Genomic DNA, 17,299 nt, shown 5'->3' with positions numbered 1-17,299 from the left:
GAATGCTTTTATGGTGCAATTAAGTATTAGAGCAGAATTCATAGCGTAAAAGAATACAAGGTATTTTAAATTGCAAAACTAGCACTAATTTAACAATATGCAGTTAATTTTATACACTAAGCTTAAACTGCCTTGAACAGTCATATCTTGCTCACACAAAAACTGTTTCAACAGAAACGGTTTTTATTGACAAGCATCACGATAAATGAGCAAATCAAAAACCGTCCTAGATACTAGCTGGGCGGTTTATAAATTTAAAAAATTATAACTATAAGCGCAGTTACCGTCCTTTGTGGCGGCTCTACGTGAGGAAGACTTATGGCGTAAGTCTTCCTTTTTCTTACACCTGTATTTTAGCATGAATGCTTTTATGGTGCAATTAAGTATTATAGAGCAGAATTCATAGCGTAAAAGAATACAAGGCATTTTTAAATTGCAAAGCTAGAGCTAATTTAGAAATATGCAGTTAATTTACGCACTAGGCTAAACCGCCCTGAAGAATCATAACTTGCTCACACAAAAAACCGTCTCAATGGAAACGGTTTTTTGTCATATTTAGTTTTGCTTCGACAAAATGTTATTTTTAATAAACAGCACCATCGTAAAAGCCAAAGCGAGGCTTATTAAAATCAAAATCTTTTAATTCACTCACTTTAAGAGCAATGTCGCAAACGCCCCAGCTCATTAGATTAATTGGTTTGCCATAGTCTTCATCAGGGATGACCAACACGATGTATTTTCCTTGTGACAAAGCATAGCCCAGTTCCATGCCGAGACCAACATCTTCTTCATCAGGTAGATATACTCCGATCATAATATCACTAGCTTTAATACCTGTTAGATCCCCGCGGTAAGTTGCGGTTTCCCATTCACGATCACGCAAATATTCAGGATTTTCCTCAACGCTAATATTTTTATATTGATGATCCAAAGGAACATAACTGTTTTCCAGGTCAATGGTTGGGTTTTCTTCTAAAGCTTTCATTGCCTTTTTGTAAGCATCGTTTTGCTTATCGTTAAACCAACCGGCACCAAAATAAACAGTTTTTGTTTTAGTCATAAAATTTCTCCTTACCATTTAACCTAATTTAAATAAATTTCACGCAACTTACTGATTTCATCATCAGTTAATCTCATAATATCACGTAAGTAGTTTTCAACGCTACCATAATTTTTATTTATAGTTGTAAGTACAAAGTCAATGTATTCAGAATGCACGGTTTGCAAGTCTTTTAAGATGTTTAGGGTTGCGTCATTTGCTCCTTCATCTTTAGCTTTTTGTAAAAAATTATGAACAAAGTCTTTGGTGGCAACGTTTGTTAAAAGATAATCTTTTTTGATTGTTTCAAATGGTACGCCAAGAACTGATAAAATTAATAATGCCGCAAAACCAGTCCGGTCTTTGCCGGCAGTACAATGAAAAATTATACTTTGATTTTCCTGGTCATTAGCCAGCAACACGTCAAAAAAGTGGCGGTAAGCTCTTTGGGCAGACTCACTTTTAATCATGTCATCATAGGCTAAAAACATGTGGTCAAATCCAGCTTTAGGATCTTGATGCTTTTCGCTAAGAATTTCGTCAATTCCCTTTGAGGATTCGGTCAAATCTTCGCTAAATACCGGATCAAAGCTATAAATAGCACCCTCAGGTACACGATCAGGTTCTCGGTCAACTTCGTCCTTGCTTCTAAAGTCAACAACGTATTTTACGCCGTAGTCTTGTAAAAATTTCAGGTCAGTCTTATCAAGGGTTGCCAAATTAGCGGTTCTAAGCAATTTGTGCATTTTGACGGTTTTGCCGCTACTGGTTTGATAGCCACCAAGCTCGCGAAAATTACGGCCACTTTTTACGCCAATTAATTGATTTTTTAGTTTTTGGGTCATGATACCTCCACCTTTGCGTTTGACAATTACACCTAATTTTAGCAATAAACAAGTATATAAACAATTATAAAAAAAGCCAAGAGTATATCGAAATTATGGTAAAATAAACAAAAGAACAATATATTTCAAAAGGGTGAGAACATGGAAACGAAAAAAGCTAGTATTTTAGTTCCAGTCGACGGTTCAGAGTCGGCAGAAAGATCCTTTGATAAAGCAGTTAAAATTGCAATGACGGAAAATGCCCACATTGATGTTTTAAGCGTAATTGATACCAGACAGTTTTTAGGTGAGATGCAAGATACGCTGATTACAGGCGATACCGTTTATCAGATGACGCAAGATTCAGAAAAATACCTCAAGAGTTTAAAGGAATGGGCTCATGACAATTTGGGTTTTGATGATATTGATTACCACATTCGTTATGGCAGCCCGAAAGCAATTATTTCCTATGACTTTATTAAAGACCATCATAATAATTTGATTATTATGGGTGCAACTGGTTTAAATGCAGTTGAAAGAATGTTGATGGGTTCTGTTACTGAATATGTTAATCAACATGCTTTGGCTGATGTCCTTATTGTCAGAACGGATATTGACAATAATCCAATTAAGCCAGAACGTAAAAATAAATAGAGTTCTAAAATGAAAAGACATACGATAGATAATTCGTGTGTCTTTTTTTGTGCAAAATAAGGAACCTTAAAAAATATTATATTATTGATGTTCGCAAAATTAACTTTCATAATACAATAACAAAATAAAATCCGATATTTACTTGCGTAATTGCGAATATTTATGGTATTATCTGTATGAAATGAACGTAATTATACTGTTTGGAAGGTTGAGGGCAATGAAAGTAACAGGAAAAACCTATAATTTATTTTCCTATTTAAATACTTTACAATTATCTTCGTTAACCGTTCGTTTTTCTTTCAGAATAACTACTTGGGCATGATATGCAGTAGGCATATTTTGCCTTTTTTATTTGCTTAATTTCGGGAGGATGTTAATGGAAAATAGAAGCAGAAGTTAATTCAGATCGATTTTATTTGGATATTTACATGAATGTATTGCCATGAAAGTGACAACAATGTTTATGCTTAAGCAAAATGAAGTTATGGTATATTTATTAGGAGTGTAAAAAACAAATGACCAAAATCAAAAAGTTTCTGATAGCATGTTTCGTACTGTTATTAACAGTTGGTGCTACAGCATGTTCCAATTCAAGTAAGAAGTCTAGTTCAAGTAGTAATACGCCAAAATCACTCAACGTTCAGTTCGTACCGAGTGTAGCTGCCAATAAGCTGGAAGCAAGGGCTAAACCGATGGAAAAACTATTGTCCAAACGCCTTGGCATCCCAGTACATGTTTCAATGTCAACTGACTACAATGGCTTAGTTGAAGCTATGAAGTCAAAAAAAGTTGATGTTGGTTTCTTGCCTTCAGACGCTTACATTATGGCTCACAAGCAAAAAGCTGCTGACCTGCTTTTACAATCAGTTCGTTATGGCATTAAACAACCAAATGGCGTTCTAACCAAGAAATTAGTTAATTCATACCGTGGTGAAATCCTGGTTAAGAAGGGTTCAAAAATTAAGAGCTGGAAGGACTTAAAAGGCAAGTCAATTTCTGTTCAGGATATCACTTCCGACTCTGGCTATGTATTCCCAGTTGCTGAATTAAAGCAAAAGGGATTAGATGTAACCAAGAGTTGCAAGACTGTATCTGTTAAGGGTGCCGATCAAGGCGTCTTAAACGTTTTAAACGGTGATACTGATGCAGCTTTCGTATTTGAAGATGCACGTAATAATGTTAAGAATGATGATCCGAAGATTATGAGCAAGGTAGTGCCAATTTACTTCACCAAGCGTATTCCTAACGATACTATTTCGGTTATCCCTAGTTTGCCAAAATCCTTCCAGAAGAAGCTGGCTAAAGCATTTATTGCTATAGGCAAGTCTAAAGAAGGTAAGAAGATTATTGAAAATGTTTATAACCAAGAAGGTTATACTTACGCCAAAGACAGCGACTACGACATTATTCGTCAATATAATAAAGTAATTGCTTCTACTAAGAAATAGTTTTCCCAATATTTCAAAAATCTAAAAAAGCCGCATAATAGGAATTAAATAAACTTTCTTAAACAAAATAAGATTTCTAGTCAATTCTCTTTTCTAAATAAAACATTTCTGCTATTATTTGATAGAATAAATACAGTATGGCGAAAGGAGAGTGAAGGTAATGCAAAAATATCAACGGCGCCTAGCGTTCATTGAAGTTTTTGCAAAAAAGCCTTTTCGTTTCTTTCAAAAAGGTATTGTTCGCTTTTTTAGTAAAAGTGTTATTGAAAGACTTAGTTTAATTCACATTTGTGTTTTTAGCTAAAGTCTTTTTTTATGTCTGGGAGGGCATGATGAGAAAATTTAGAAAAATATTGGCTTGTGCTGCTGTTTTTTTAGTAGCCTTAATGGCAACTGCCTGCTCAAATAAGGAAAAGAGCAAAGATAGTGGCACGCCCAAATCATTGAACGTGCAATTTGTTCCTAGTCAGGCGGCCACAAAGTTGGAGTCACGTGCAAAACCACTGGAAAAAATGCTGTCAGACCGTTTAGGTATTCCAGTTCACGTTTCAATGTCTACTGATTACAACACAGTGGTCGAAGCCATGAAGTCTAAGAAAGTTGATGTAGGTTTCTTGCCACCAAATGGCTACATTTTGGCTCATAAGCAAGGAGCAGCAGATGTATTGCTGCAAGCACAAAGATATGGAGTTAAACAACCAAATGGTCGACCAACCAAGGAACTGGTTAACTTCTATCGTGCTGAGATTGTAGCTAAGAAAAATTCTAAAATTAAGAGTTGGAAAGATTTAAAAGGCAAGTCAATTTCCATTCAAAGTCCCACATCTTCAGCCGGCTACGTTTTCCCAATTGCCGAATTGAAGGAAAAAGGACTTGATGTACGCAAGAGTTGCAAGTTAGTCACTGTGACTGGTCAAGACCAAGCTGTTTTAAATGTTCTCAATGGTGACACAGATGCCGCATTTGTATTTGAAGATGCACGGACAATTGTGAAAGACGACAATCCTAAAATCATGAGTCAAGTAGTACCAATTTACTTTACCAAGCCTATTCCAAACGATACAATTTCCGTTGTTCCCAGCATGTCTGATTCATTCAGAAAGAAGCTGGCCAAGGCATTTATCGATATTGGTAAATCTAAGAAGGGTAAAAAAGTTATTGAGAGTATTTATACTCATGAAGGATACGTTCACACTAAAGACAGTGACTTTAACGTTGTGCGTAAATATGAAAAAATTATCGAATCGACCAAAAAATAAGGAATACAAAGGAAGTTTATAATGGCAGATTCTGCAGTTAAGCCAATAATCGAATTAAAAAACGTTAAAAAAGTTTATGGCAAAGATGTTGTTGGTTTAAAAGACGTCAATTTAACTATCAATAAAGGTGAATTTGTCGTTATTGTTGGTCTATCTGGCGCCGGCAAATCAACGCTTTTGCGGTCGATTAACCGTTTAATTGATATTACCGAGGGTGATATTTTAATTAATGGTGAATCTATTACTAAGGCCAAAGGTAAAAAGTTAAGAACTTTGCGTCGTCATATTGGGATGATTTTCCAAAGCTTTAACTTAGTTAAGCGCTCAAGCGTGATGCGCAACGTTTTAACTGGCAGAGTTGGATATTATCCAACTTGGAAATCCACTCTAAACCTTTTTACTAAAGAAGATAAACAACGGGCCTATGACGCTTTGCAACAAGTTGATCTTGAAGACAAAGTTTACTCTCGGGCTGATGAATTGTCCGGTGGACAGCAGCAGCGGGTAGCTATTGCGCGTGTCTTGACTCAAAACCCGGATATTATTCTGGCAGATGAGCCAACAGCTTCACTTGACCCGCAGACTTCACGTCGGGTGATGAAAGACTTGCAGATGCTTAACGAAAAGCATGGCATGACTGTTGTCATTAACCTGCACAGCGTGCAACTGGCACAGGAATTTGGCAAGCGGGTCATTGGAGTTCGTGATGGTGAAATTATCTATGACGGCAAGATGTCTGATACTCCGGCAGCAACGTTTGATCAGATCTATTCCGGTGGTGATGAAGATGAGTAGCACAGAGCAAGAAAAGCTGAAGGCTTTGCCTAAGAAAAAGTTTAAAATCTTAAATTTGCTTTGGGTATTGCTTTTTATTGCCGGATTATTCATTTCTACTAATGAAACCAAAACTGACTTAGGTGCCTTGTTTGCCAACTTCGGTCAATTTGCTGACATTTTCTTGCAAATGCTGCATCCTGACTGGTCTTATCTGGGCACAGTAGTACCTCTTTTGCTGGAAACTATTAAGATGGCGATCTTGGGTACTGCAATCGGTTCTGTAATTGCTTTTATTTACTCTTTGCTTATTGCGCGTAATATTGTAAAAAATAAAGCACTTACTGGAATATTGCGGATTATTATGAATATCATCAGAACTGTTCCTGACCTGCTTTTGGGTGCTATCTTCGTAGCTATTGTCGGTATAGGGCCAGTAGCTGGTGTTTTAGCCTTGGCTATCTGTACGTTCGGGATTGTGGTCAAACTGTTTTACGAAGCAATTGAAACTATTGATCCGGGTCCGATTGAAGCCTTAACCGCTGTTGGTGCCAACAAATTGCAAATCATTGTCTTTGCGGTTTTGCCTCAGGTTATGACCTATTTTATTTCCTATTGTTTGTATGCATTTGAAATTAACGTGCGTGCTTCAACCGTTTTAGGTTATATCGGTGCCGGTGGTATTGGTTTGTATCTGCAACAGACACTGCAAATCTTTGATTATCCTAAGACAGGAACAATTATTATCGTGATCATTATAGTAGTGGTACTAATTGATTATGTTTCATCTAAATCACGGGAGGCGTTGATGCAATAATGGATACAAGTATGAAAAAATTGCCTCCTAGGCCCATAGATGTCAAAAAACGTGTTTTGCACTGGCTGATAGCAATTGTTACTGCGGCTTTAGTTGTTTGGTCATGCACAGGAATCGATTTTGGTGGAATCAAAGAAACGGCCGGACAGATTGCCGGTGCGATCTTTTCTGGTATTTTTCATCCTGATTGGTCTTATGTCTATAACGGTTCAGGCGAAGACTTACTGTCGCAATTATGGGAAACTGTTTGCATTGCCTTTTTAGGAACTTTCATTTCTGCCATTATCTCACTGCCTTTTGCCTTCTGGGCCGCGAATACTAAGCACAAGCACTGGTATGTCTCACGGTCGGGCAAGATTGTGCTGGCAGTAATCAGGTCATTTCCTGAAATTGTTTTAGCCTTAATGTTTATTAAAGCTGTCGGACCTGGTTCTGCTGCCGGTGTTTTAGCACTTGGCTTTCACTCAGTGGGGATGCTCGCCAAGCTCTTTTCTGAAGCAATTGAGAACTTGGAGGATGGTCCCAACGAAGCAGTTACTGCTGTTGGTGGTTCAAAGACAAATATTATCATGTTTTCTACTTTGCCTAATTTAATGCCGGCGTTAATTTCAAACACTTTATACCGGTTTGATGTTTCGATTCGGTCAGCTTCTATCTTAGGCTTGGTTGGAGCCGGAGGTATCGGCTACCCGTTAATTATCGCACTGCAATACCGTCAATGGAATCGTGTTGGTATCATTTTACTGGGTATCATCATTATGGTTGTGATCATTGACTGGATTTCGGGCTGGATCCGTAAAAAATTAGTCTAAAAACGAAAATATCTGAATATAGTGAATCAAGCATGTAGATATCAGCTTGATTCATTTTTTTAGCCGTGATATTTAAAGGGGCAATTTTCTAAATGATCGTTGATTAAACCAACGCCCTGCAGGAAAGAGTATAGAATTACTGGCCCCACAAAAGTAAAACCGTCTTTTTTCATCTGCTTTGCTAATTTTTGCGCAATTTTGTTTGTCGTTGGCACCTCATCATTTGTTTGAGGATGATGAATAATGGGAGTAGGAATGAATTTTTGTAAATAATGGGCAAAGTTGCCATATTTGGCATCAATAATTAACAGTGCGCGTGCATTGGTCATCGCAGCAGCAATTTTTCTTTGGTTGCGAATGATTCCTTTATCTTGCAATAAGCGCGTCTGATCCTGTTCAGTCATTTGTGCAACCTCTGCGGGATCAAAATTGCAAAAAGCCTGCCGAAAATTTTGCCGTTTATGCAAAACTGTAGACCAACTGAGACCAGACTGAAACAGTTCCAGTACCAGCATTTCAAATAAATAGCGTTCATCTAAGTTTAATTTACCCCATTCGTGATCATGGTAATCTTTAATTAAGTAATCATCATGGTCACTCCAAGGACAACGAGTATTATTATTCATGTCTTATTCTCCTTAAATATATATTAACGTTCATGAATAAATACGCCAAAAGATTTTTATTCTTTTAAAAACAATTTGGTCGTTTATTTTGCTGAAATTCTTTAATTATTTTCTTTTTGCTTAAATATCAGAAACTTTTCCTTCAAAAAGTGCAATAGCTGTTTTTTTGGTATAATATATAATGAACTTTAGGAGGATACCATGGAGAAGTTAGAAATAATAACTTTGGCCGATGACTTGGCCGCAAATCAAGAAAGTATTTTAAATAAAGAAACAGATTTTGATGCCGAGGCAGTTTATCGTGTAATTGATAATTTGCACGTTTTGCATAAGCCAATAAAAGAATACTTCGGCATGAGTCAAGAGCAGTATTATGACACTGAAAGTGATCATAAACTGACTTTAATTAAGTTGTCAGAGCAATTAACCGATTTGCAGGATCGGATTTTAACTAACCACGTTGATGGTTTTGTTGATAAAAGCGAAATTAATTTAACTTATAATCATGAAAATCCTTATGAAGATGGGTTTTACAATGACCTGGTAGATTTTCATGTCGTTAGTTACAGTTTAAAAGTAATTGGAGCCGTTGAAGAAGTAGCGCCAAAAACATTACAAGGAGTTTTGTCTAAAGATGCTCTTCTATCAATTGGTTTAGCGGCACACGCTTTAGAAAAAAGTTTATAATTTTAGAGCTGAATGTGTGTTCAGCTCTTTTTCTTTCTGCTTGAGGCAAAATATGGGTGTTTTAAAGTATACTAAAGGGCTAGCTGACAAGATAAACGGGGCTAGGTTACGTTCTTTATTTAAGAAAAAAGATGCACAGCTTGATCCTATGCAAAATTATTTAACGGTAGGAGAATATCACGTTGATGGTGAACAGGGTACACCTAACGATCAGCCGTATACTCTGACAGTTTACCAGGATGAAGAAAAAATTTTGCATCAAGCTCTTAGCCTTGAAAGTACAGATAAATTAGAACCTGAATATGTGCGCAGATTCAGCCCCGAACTGCAGCGCTACCGTGCTTTTGTCAACCGCAAAACTGGCAGACGCTACGTTGTAGAAGAATACTTGGATCGCTTTGTTGAAAGAGTCAAAGGCCACATTCGCACAGGGAAAAATTCTGTTAATGTCAGCGTTATTACTGATACCCACTATAAAGACCGTAATAGTATGGACTTTTATGGTTGGAACGGCTTAACTCACGTTAACGAATTTTCTTATCTTGATGACTCAGGATTGTTAAGTTTAAAAGTTCATTTGGGTGACTGGATTGATGGTTCCGATACCGGCTTTTTGGGCGAAAGTGAATTAACCAAGTTGCGTGATTCATTTGTTTCCGACAAAGTGCCCTATATGCTGATTAAAGGCAATCATGATGAAAATGATAAATTTGATGAACACCATGATTTAAGTGCTTCTTTTCCTGAAAATGAGTTTGAAGGGATTATGTGGCCTGCTTTGTATAAGCAAAAAGGTGTCCATTATATTTCGCGTCAACACGGGGTTTGTTACTATGATGTGGATGACTTGCGCTTTATTTCCGTTAATACTTCTGATTTGCCTTACTATTTGGATGCCCAAGGCAGAAAAAAATATGATGTGAAACTTACTTTGGCTGTGAGGGAAGATCAAATTGAAGAAATCATTGAAATACTGGAGCAGTCATCAAATAAGCAAATTATCTTTATGAGCCATGCCAATCCGATTAATCGCAAGGGTTCAAATGCGTTAAAGTATAACGGCCGTTCTCTGCACGAGCTGCTAGTTGCTTTTAATCAGGGTGAAAAAGGACAGATGCATTCCAGCCACGGAATTCCACCGGAGTTTCGTTTAGCTAATGACTTTGATTTTACTAATGTGAAAAATGCGCGTATTATTGCCTACTTTTGTGGTCACAGACATAACGAAGACCAATACCGCATTAACGGAATTCAGTATATTTTGTTTAACTGTTCGGCACTGATGGGACCTAACCATGCTTTAACCACTAAATATAACAAGAATTGGAAGCGGCAAATTGATCATCAAACCGAATTTGCGGGTTATATTGTGAATATTGACATACAGAGGCATTATATTCAGGCTTTTGGTTATGGTGCTGCCAGCAAACGCAGAATTTTTTATATTTAGTAAAGTCGCGACGGGCAATTTGGAAATTGCCCGGCTTTTAGCATATAATAGAAAAGTTAAATTAAAGACAAAAATATACAAAGTAACATAATTAAGGAAAGATAAGCAATGTGCGGAATTGTTGCATTTTATAATCCAGAAATAAATGATAAACAAGCCGCTATCGGTAAAATGATGGCGGCAATTATGCATCGTGGTCCTGATTCAGATGGTTTTTATACCAACGATAAAGTTGCTTTAGGGTTTAGAAGATTATCAATCATTGATTTGCGTGGTGGCAGTCAACCAATTTACAACGAAGACAAAACAATGGCCATTATCTTCAATGGTGAAATCTACAACTTCCAGCCATTGAGAGATGAATTAATTGCTGCGGGTCATACTTTTACCACTAAGTCCGATACAGAAGTTCTTCTGCATGGCTTTGAAGAGTGGGGCATGGATGGTCTGCTTAAGAGAGTTCGCGGCATGTTTGCTTTTGCGATTTGGGATGACAATACCCAGACATTGTATGGTGCGCGCGATTTCTTTGGTATTAAGCCACTTTATTACAGTGATGAGAATGGTCATTTAACGATAGGCTCAGAAATCAAAAGCTTTTTGGCAATGCCTGGCTTTAAAAGACGTTTAAATATTGAAGCTGTTAAACCATACTTGATGAACCAATATAATGATTTGCATGAAACTTTTTTCAAGGGAATTTATAGATTTCCTGCCGGTCACTGGTTCGAATATAAAGATGGTGAAATGAAAACCCATCAGTACTGGGATGCAGAATATAAGGCCAATACTTTAAGTTTTGAAGAAACCGTCAATAAAATTGACGAAGATTTACACGAGTCAGTTAAATTGCACCATATTGCCGATGTTCCGGTTGGTGCCTTCCTATCAGAAGGAGTAGATTCAAGTTACATCACTAGTATATTAAATCCGGATGATGTATTCTCAATTTCTTTTGACGATGCCACTTATGATGAAGCTTCTAAAGCCAAAGCCTTAGCTGATATCAAGGGCTGGCATTTCTTTTCTGATAAGGTAAAAGCTGACGAGGCCATGCATGACTTCCCGGAAATGCAATACCATATGGATGAGCCGGATGCAAACCCGTCAATAATTCCATTATGGTATTTATGCAAGATGGCACGTAAACATGTGACAGTTGCTTTGTCTGGCGAAGGTGCGGACGAATTATTTGCAGGTTATGTTAACTACGGAATGCACACGCACAACAGCATTATTAAAGTTTTTACTTCCCAATGCAAAAAGTTGCCGAAGAAGACCAGGGTTAAACTGGCACACAGAATTAAAAAAATGCCGAACTTCCCTGGTAAGGTTCATTTATATACCAATTTAGCTGAACCAAGTGAATTTTACGTTGGTCAATCAGTTATCTATGACATGGATTATCCGACTATCTTTACATCTGAAGACGCTAACAGTGTTTTAAAGCCATCTTATCGGAATAAATTAACTGTTAACGGGATTTACCAAAGTGACTTTAAAAAGGTAAAAGACCTCGATAATGTCCGGCAGATGCAGTACATTGATCTGCACCACTTTATGCTAAATGATATTGAACAAAAGGCGGATAAAATTTCTATGGCTCATTCTCTGGAGTTAAGGGTGCCATACCTTGATAAAAAGGTTGCAGAAAGAGCCAATTCAATTCCAACTGATTACTTAGTGAACAAGCATGACACTAAGTATGCTTTGCGCAAGGCTTCAGAAAAGGTTTTACCGGATGAATGGGCTAAACGACCAAAATTAGGCTTCCCAACCCCAATCAAAGAATGGTTGCAAGAACCCCGTTTTTATAAACAAGTGCGCGAATTATTCAGTGAAGACTTTGTACAAGACGTTTTTGAGCAGGATAAAATTTTGGCTCTGCTTGATGAAAACTACAAGGGTGACGGTTCCCATCGTCGACAAATTTGGACAATTTATACATTTTTGGTATGGTATAAATTATTCTTTGTTGATTATGACGGCACAGTTGCCAAATACCAGCATGTTCAACCAGAAGTTGCCAGCTTGATTAAGCAGGGCAAGCTGGTTTAATGAGGAGAACAATTTATTAATGAAACGAAACTTTACGCCAATTTTACTTGGCAGTGACATTAATGTTTACGGCATGGCCCGATCGTTTAACGAGGCATACGGTATTAGCGTAAAGGCGCTGGCTGACAGTCAGCTGGCGGCAACACGTTATTCTAAAATTGTCAGGGTGGAATTACATCATGGCTTCAGCGAGGATCCTACTTTTATTGAAGTTATGCGTGAGCAAATGAAAATTTACCAGGATCATAAAGAACCGGTAATTCTGATTTCGTGTGGAGACGGCTATTCTGAACTGCTTGCAAAGCATAAGGCAGAGTTGGAACAAGTTTTTGTAGTTCCCTATGTTGACTACGATTTATTACAAAAACTAATTTCAAAAGAAAACTTTTACCAGATAGCTGAAGAATGTGGTCTGCCATACCCTAAAACCAAGATTGTGACGATGGCTGATTACAAGGCAGAAAATTATCTGGAGCTTCCTTTTGGCTATCCTCTGGAACTCAAGCCGGAAGATCCTGTTTCCTGGCTTGATGTGCAGTTTGAGGGTCGTAAAAAAGCTTTTACCATTCATAATGAAACTGAATTGCGTGACATTGTCACCAAAATTTATGAAAATGGCTATCATGAAGACTTGATTTTACAAGACTTTATTCCTGGAGATGACTCCAACATGCGAGTATTAAATGCTTATGTTGATAAGGAGCATCATATCAAGATGATGTGTATGGGTCACCCATTGCTGGAGGATCCGACACCACAGTCAATTGGCAATTATATGGCAATTTTGCCTGATTATGACGAAAAGCTATACGAGCAAGTTGAATCATTCTTGGAAAAAATCAATTATACAGGGATGGCCAACTTTGACATCAAGTATGATACGCGAGATGGTAAATATAAATTCTTTGAAATCAATTTGCGCCAAGGACGTTCAAGCTTTTATGTGACTCTTAATGGTTATAATTTGGCGAAATGGTATGTGGATGACTATGTTTATGACAGCTTAAACGATAAGGAGCCGGTTTACTGCAATAAGTTAAAGTCAAAGCATAAATTGTGGCTGGGCATACCTGTCAATGTGTTTAAGCAATACGCTGTTGATAATGAAGCCAAAAGAATGGCTGAAGAGTTAATCCATGAAGGACGTTATGGTACAACAGTCTTTTATGATCAGGACCGCAATTTTAAGCGGTGGCTACTGTTGAAATATATGTTCCATAATTATAAAGGACGTTATCAAAAGTATTATCAGGAGAATAAGGGTCAATTCTTTTAGGCTCTGGATTAATTAAACAGCAATAAAGATGATTGCAGCAAATCGCTGGTGGTCATCTTTTTTCTCTAAGAATAAAATTATTATTTTGTATGCAAAATACCAGTTCAGCTATTTTAAATGGGGGTGTTCTTTTTTAATACTTCTTGCTAAACTGGTAAATGGAAACTAAAAAAGAAAGGACTGAATAAATGAAACTTAAACATGGATCTCATGAAGAAACAGAAATTAAGTTGCGCTGGCTTTTACTGGGGGAGCTGGCCACGTGGATCGGGTCGAGTTTTGTTTGGCCCTTGACTTCGGTTTATTTAAACAAGCAATTGCACATCAGCCTTTCTGTAATAGGGGTTGTTTTATTTTGCAATTGTGCCAGCAACGTATTGGGCTCGCTTTTAGCTGGACGCTTATATGACCGTCTGAACCCATACCCCTTAATTGTTACGGGACTAGGACTAGATGCTCTAGTTCTGTTCCTGATGGCATTCTTTCACGGCTGGCCAGAATATTGGTTTTGGCTGATTATGACGGGATGTATCAGTGGCTGGAACGGTACCTTAATTAACTCAATTGCGACAAGTTTGCGTAAATACTCAGGACGTTATGTTTTTAATCTGATTTATTTTGCCCAAAATGTCGGTACTGTCACAGGAACGCTGCTGGTAGGATATCTTTACGACTTTTCAATTGAATTCTTATTTATTTTAGCGGCTTCACTATTTGCCATTGCCTGCGTTAATGCAGCGATTCATTATCGTCCAATTAATACTTTTCACCAAAATCGTAAAAAGAACGGTATTAAAAAAGGCGCGAAGCAAAAAGTCGATCCTATGCCCAAATATAATGTGATGTTAATGGTTGGATTCTTGATTTCCTTGGCTGTGACATGGCTAATGTACATGAATTGGGAGTCTAACCTGTCAGTTTACATGGTTTCATTAGGAATACCTTTCCATTTGTATAGCTTGTTATGGACTTTAAATGGAGCTGTAATAGTCATTATTCAGGTGATTTTAGCCCGCTATCCTAATTTGTTTAAGAGCTTGTTCCAGCAAATTATTTTTGGCACGCTCATGTTTGCAATTTCTTTTGCCACGTTGATTTTTGCTAAAGATTTTGCCCACTTTGCACTATCAATGTTTATCCTGACTATGGGTGAAGCAACTGCATTTCCAGCTGTTCCGGCATACATTAACGATTTATCTCCGGCAAACAGCAAGGGCAAATATCAGGGTGAAATTAATGTTGCCCGTGGCATTGGTCAGGCTTTTGGTCCATTATTTGGCGGCATGATAATTGATCGTGCGGGTTACATTCCATTCTTCATTATTGCTGCCTGTGGTATTTTTCTGATGGTACTGCTCTTATTGCCATTGCACGCAAAATTGCACAAGCATATCACGCTTTATAAGTAATTTTGTAAAAATTTTTTAATGTTAAGGGTATAATTAGAATGATAATATTAATTTAGTCTATTTTTAATTTAGATAAAAAAGGGAGGACACTCTGAATGAATAAAAACTTCGCAGTTCGAGGCGGTAGTGGTAATATCATCGAACCTAAGCTTGATGCACGCCCGCAGGACAACCTATACCTTGCTGTTAACTCAGAATGGATTGAAAAAACCAAGATTCCGGAAGACCGGTCACGAATGGCCTCGTTTGATGGTATTGATGTTGACGTTGAAAAGCATTTGATGCAGGATTTTGCTGATTTTGCTGCTGGAAAAAAAGAATTACCAAATGTACCTAATTTTGATGAAGCAGTTAAGTTGTACAAATTAGCTAGAGATTTCGCTAAAAGAAACGCTGATGGAGCTGCACCAATTAAGTCAGACTTGGAACTTCTTGATGGCATTAAGGACTTTTCTGACTACAACTTAAATGCGCCTGACTTAGCAACTTTTGCCATACTTCCATTTAGCTTTGGCGTTTCGCCTGACATGAAGAATACCAAAGTTAATGCTTTGTATTTTTCTGGTCCTGGAACTTTCTTGCCTGACACTACAACTTATCAAACTCCTGATGCACCAAAACTATTAGACATTTTGCAAAAGCAATCGGTTAAGCTTTTAACCATGGCTGGTATTGATCAAGCTAAAGCAGAAAAATATGCAGAAGATGCTATTAAATTTGATGCTAAGCTATCTAAGATCGTTAAGTCTACAGAAGAGTGGGCAGATTATCCTGCTACTTACAATCCAATGAAGATTGCTGACTTTGAAGCTAAGTTTGATCAGTTTAAGATTGCTTACTACTTGAAAGAAGCAATTGGCGAAGAACCAGAACGAATTATTGTTGAAGAACCACGCTACTTGGATCACATTAACGAAATTATCAATAAAGAAAACTTTGATGAAATCAAAGGCTGGATGTTGGTTAACTTTATTAACGTGGCTGCTGACTCCTTGTCACAAGAGTTTCGTGAAGCAGCGTTTCCATTTAGTCAGGCTCTTAGTGGTCAACCTCAATTGACAAGTGGTGAGAAACAGGCTTATTACATAGCAAATGATTCATTTAGCGAAGTAGTTGGCGTTTATTATGGTCAAACCTACTTTGGTAAAGAAGCTAAAGAAGACGTTGAAGACATGATTCACCGTATGCTTGAGGTTTACAAGGAACGTTTGCAGAATAACGATTGGCTTTCTGAACAAACTAAGAAACGTGCAATTATTAAACTTGATGCTTTGGTATTAAAGATTGGTTATCCAGATAAAATCGAAGAAATTTATAATCGTTTAAAGGTAATTCCAGCTAATGAAGGTGGCAGCCTTTATTCAAATGAACGTGCATTTACTATTGTGCAGCAAAAGTACAACATTGAACAATTGCACAAGGAAGTTGATCGAACAGTTTGGGCAATGCCTGGTAACCTAGTCAATGCCTGTTATGACCCTCAAAGAAATGATCTGACTTTCCCAGCAGCAATTTTGCAGAAGCCATTTTATGATTTGAAACAAGACAGAGCGGCCAACTTTGGCGGAATCGGTTCCGTAATTGCTCATGAAGTTTCCCATGCCTTTGATAACAATGGTGCTCAGTTTGATGAATTAGGCAATATGACTAATTGGTGGACTGATGAAGATTATGCTGAATTTAAGAAACGGACACAAGCTGAAATTGACTTGTTTGACGGTATAGAATATGGACCAGTTAAACTCAATGGTAAGCAAATAGTTTCTGAGAATATTGCTGATCAGGGTGGCTTGACTGCTGCTGTTGAAGCTGCCAAGAACGAAAATGATGATTTGAAGAAACTGTTTGAAAACTTTGCACGTATTTGGGCTAATAAGCAATTGACTGAATCAATTAAGAGTCAAACTGCTGTTGATGTTCATGCGCCTGGTCCACTGCGGGCTAATGTTCAAAGTCAATGCCAAGATGACTTTTACAAAGTCTTCGATGTTAAACCAGAAGACGGCATGTGGCTCGACCCAGAAAAACGAGTACATATTTGGTAATTAATATTAAAAGTATCAGACAATTTGACAAATTTTTTATTTAGTATTGCGGTAAATAAATCTGTGGGTTAGTGGATATAACTTGCACCCGCCTGTGGGCTTCAGATAGAAGTGAAAGAAT

General features: G+C 37.5%; 15 protein-coding genes. 12 read left to right on the top strand and 3 right to left on the bottom strand.

Annotation, left to right across the window (positions count from 1 at the left end; genetic code table 11):
- Positions 1-583: 583 nt before the first annotated feature.
- Positions 584-1,060, bottom strand: a complete 477-nt coding sequence (locus F5ESL0261_RS08915) for a nucleoside 2-deoxyribosyltransferase (RefSeq protein ID WP_045928676.1) — start codon at positions 1,058-1,060, stop codon at positions 584-586.
- A gap of 23 nt (positions 1,061-1,083) precedes the next feature.
- Complete coding sequence (locus tag F5ESL0261_RS08910) at positions 1,084-1,884, bottom strand: tyrosine-protein phosphatase (protein ID WP_122052957.1); 801 nt, start codon at positions 1,882-1,884, stop codon at positions 1,084-1,086.
- 141 nt (positions 1,885-2,025) lie between these two features.
- On the opposite strand from F5ESL0261_RS08910, the gene F5ESL0261_RS08905 reads away from it, so the two are divergent.
- The 6 genes from F5ESL0261_RS08905 to phnE (F5ESL0261_RS08880) all read left to right on the top strand — a co-directional run bounded on the left by F5ESL0261_RS08905 (position 2,026) and on the right by phnE (F5ESL0261_RS08880) (position 7,627).
- Positions 2,026-2,517: a universal stress protein gene (locus F5ESL0261_RS08905; protein WP_046332660.1), complete on the top strand. Its 492-nt coding sequence runs from the start codon at positions 2,026-2,028 to the stop codon at positions 2,515-2,517.
- Between the two features lie 515 nt (positions 2,518-3,032).
- Complete coding sequence (locus F5ESL0261_RS08900) at positions 3,033-3,965, top strand: phosphate/phosphite/phosphonate ABC transporter substrate-binding protein (protein ID WP_122052956.1); 933 nt, start codon at positions 3,033-3,035, stop codon at positions 3,963-3,965.
- A 332-nt stretch (positions 3,966-4,297) separates the two neighbouring features.
- Positions 4,298-5,224 carry a phosphate/phosphite/phosphonate ABC transporter substrate-binding protein gene (locus tag F5ESL0261_RS08895; RefSeq protein ID WP_109586791.1) on the top strand — a complete coding sequence of 309 codons (927 nt, stop codon included), beginning with the start codon at positions 4,298-4,300 and terminating at the stop codon, positions 5,222-5,224.
- A 21-nt stretch (positions 5,225-5,245) separates the two neighbouring features.
- Entirely contained in the window at positions 5,246-6,019 is a 774-nt protein-coding gene (phnC, locus tag F5ESL0261_RS08890; RefSeq protein WP_122052955.1) for a phosphonate ABC transporter ATP-binding protein, read from the top strand.
- Entirely contained in the window at positions 6,012-6,815 is an 804-nt protein-coding gene (phnE, locus tag F5ESL0261_RS08885; protein WP_109586790.1) for a phosphonate ABC transporter, permease protein PhnE, read from the top strand. Before phnC ends, phnE (F5ESL0261_RS08885) begins: the two co-directional genes overlap by 8 nt.
- A complete protein-coding gene (gene phnE, locus F5ESL0261_RS08880; RefSeq protein WP_122052954.1) occupies positions 6,815-7,627 on the top strand; it encodes a phosphonate ABC transporter, permease protein PhnE in 813 nt (270 codons plus the stop codon). Before phnE (F5ESL0261_RS08885) ends, phnE (F5ESL0261_RS08880) begins: the two co-directional genes overlap by 1 nt.
- Positions 7,628-7,686: 59 nt before the next feature.
- On the opposite strand, the gene F5ESL0261_RS08875 is transcribed toward phnE (F5ESL0261_RS08880), so the two are convergent.
- On the bottom strand, positions 7,687-8,253 hold the full coding sequence (locus F5ESL0261_RS08875; RefSeq protein ID WP_122052953.1) for a DNA-3-methyladenine glycosylase I: 567 nt from the start codon (positions 8,251-8,253) through the stop codon (positions 7,687-7,689).
- 201 nt (positions 8,254-8,454) lie between these two features.
- Between F5ESL0261_RS08875 and F5ESL0261_RS08870 the strand changes: the two genes are divergently transcribed.
- From F5ESL0261_RS08870 to F5ESL0261_RS08845, 6 genes are all read left to right on the top strand, one after another.
- Complete coding sequence (locus tag F5ESL0261_RS08870; RefSeq protein ID WP_122052952.1) at positions 8,455-8,940, top strand: hypothetical protein; 486 nt, start codon at positions 8,455-8,457, stop codon at positions 8,938-8,940.
- A 52-nt stretch (positions 8,941-8,992) separates the two neighbouring features.
- The gene (locus F5ESL0261_RS08865) at positions 8,993-10,390 is read left to right on the top strand and encodes a metallophosphoesterase (RefSeq protein WP_122052951.1); all 1,398 of its coding nucleotides are present in this window, start codon (positions 8,993-8,995) and stop codon (positions 10,388-10,390) included.
- A gap of 108 nt (positions 10,391-10,498) precedes the next feature.
- Positions 10,499-12,448: an asparagine synthase (glutamine-hydrolyzing) gene (asnB, locus tag F5ESL0261_RS08860; protein WP_122052950.1), complete on the top strand. Its 1,950-nt coding sequence runs from the start codon at positions 10,499-10,501 to the stop codon at positions 12,446-12,448.
- 19 nt (positions 12,449-12,467) lie between these two features.
- Positions 12,468-13,724, top strand: coding sequence for a carboxylate--amine ligase (locus F5ESL0261_RS08855; RefSeq protein WP_122052949.1), 1,257 nt, complete (start codon positions 12,468-12,470; stop codon positions 13,722-13,724).
- 188 nt (positions 13,725-13,912) lie between these two features.
- On the top strand, positions 13,913-15,133 hold the full coding sequence (locus tag F5ESL0261_RS08850) for an MFS transporter (RefSeq protein WP_122052948.1): 1,221 nt from the start codon (positions 13,913-13,915) through the stop codon (positions 15,131-15,133).
- A 95-nt stretch (positions 15,134-15,228) separates the two neighbouring features.
- A complete protein-coding gene (locus F5ESL0261_RS08845) occupies positions 15,229-17,178 on the top strand; it encodes a M13 family metallopeptidase (protein WP_122052947.1) in 1,950 nt (649 codons plus the stop codon).
- The last annotated feature ends 121 nt before the right edge of the window (positions 17,179-17,299 follow it).

This window comes from Lactobacillus sp. ESL0261 (assembly GCF_003693025.1).
Classification (GTDB): domain Bacteria; phylum Bacillota; class Bacilli; order Lactobacillales; family Lactobacillaceae; genus Lactobacillus; species Lactobacillus kullabergensis.
This window is presented reverse-complemented; position numbering and strand designations above follow the sequence as displayed.

Excerpts from the sequence above, each read along its gene's own strand:
- F5ESL0261_RS08915 (WP_045928676.1), bottom strand. The coding sequence starts at position 1,060 with ATGACTAAAACAAAAACTGTTTATTTTGGTGCCGGTTGGTTTAACGAT.
- F5ESL0261_RS08870 (WP_122052952.1), top strand. The coding sequence starts at position 8,455 with ATGGAGAAGTTAGAAATAATAACTTTGGCCGATGACTTGGCCGCAAAT.
- F5ESL0261_RS08905 (WP_046332660.1), top strand. The coding sequence starts at position 2,026 with ATGGAAACGAAAAAAGCTAGTATTTTAGTTCCAGTCGACGGTTCAGAG.
- phnC (WP_122052955.1), top strand. The coding sequence starts at position 5,246 with ATGGCAGATTCTGCAGTTAAGCCAATAATCGAATTAAAAAACGTTAAA.
- F5ESL0261_RS08900 (WP_122052956.1), top strand. The coding sequence starts at position 3,033 with ATGACCAAAATCAAAAAGTTTCTGATAGCATGTTTCGTACTGTTATTA.
- F5ESL0261_RS08865 (WP_122052951.1), top strand. The coding sequence starts at position 8,993 with ATGGGTGTTTTAAAGTATACTAAAGGGCTAGCTGACAAGATAAACGGG.
- F5ESL0261_RS08855 (WP_122052949.1), top strand. The coding sequence starts at position 12,468 with ATGAAACGAAACTTTACGCCAATTTTACTTGGCAGTGACATTAATGTT.
- F5ESL0261_RS08910 (WP_122052957.1), bottom strand. The coding sequence starts at position 1,884 with ATGACCCAAAAACTAAAAAATCAATTAATTGGCGTAAAAAGTGGCCGT.
- F5ESL0261_RS08845 (WP_122052947.1), top strand. The coding sequence starts at position 15,229 with ATGAATAAAAACTTCGCAGTTCGAGGCGGTAGTGGTAATATCATCGAA.
- asnB (WP_122052950.1), top strand. The coding sequence starts at position 10,499 with ATGTGCGGAATTGTTGCATTTTATAATCCAGAAATAAATGATAAACAA.
- phnE (WP_109586790.1), top strand. The coding sequence starts at position 6,012 with ATGAGTAGCACAGAGCAAGAAAAGCTGAAGGCTTTGCCTAAGAAAAAG.
- F5ESL0261_RS08850 (WP_122052948.1), top strand. The coding sequence starts at position 13,913 with ATGAAACTTAAACATGGATCTCATGAAGAAACAGAAATTAAGTTGCGC.
- phnE (WP_122052954.1), top strand. The coding sequence starts at position 6,815 with ATGGATACAAGTATGAAAAAATTGCCTCCTAGGCCCATAGATGTCAAA.
- F5ESL0261_RS08875 (WP_122052953.1), bottom strand. The coding sequence starts at position 8,253 with ATGAATAATAATACTCGTTGTCCTTGGAGTGACCATGATGATTACTTA.
- F5ESL0261_RS08895 (WP_109586791.1), top strand. The coding sequence starts at position 4,298 with ATGAGAAAATTTAGAAAAATATTGGCTTGTGCTGCTGTTTTTTTAGTA.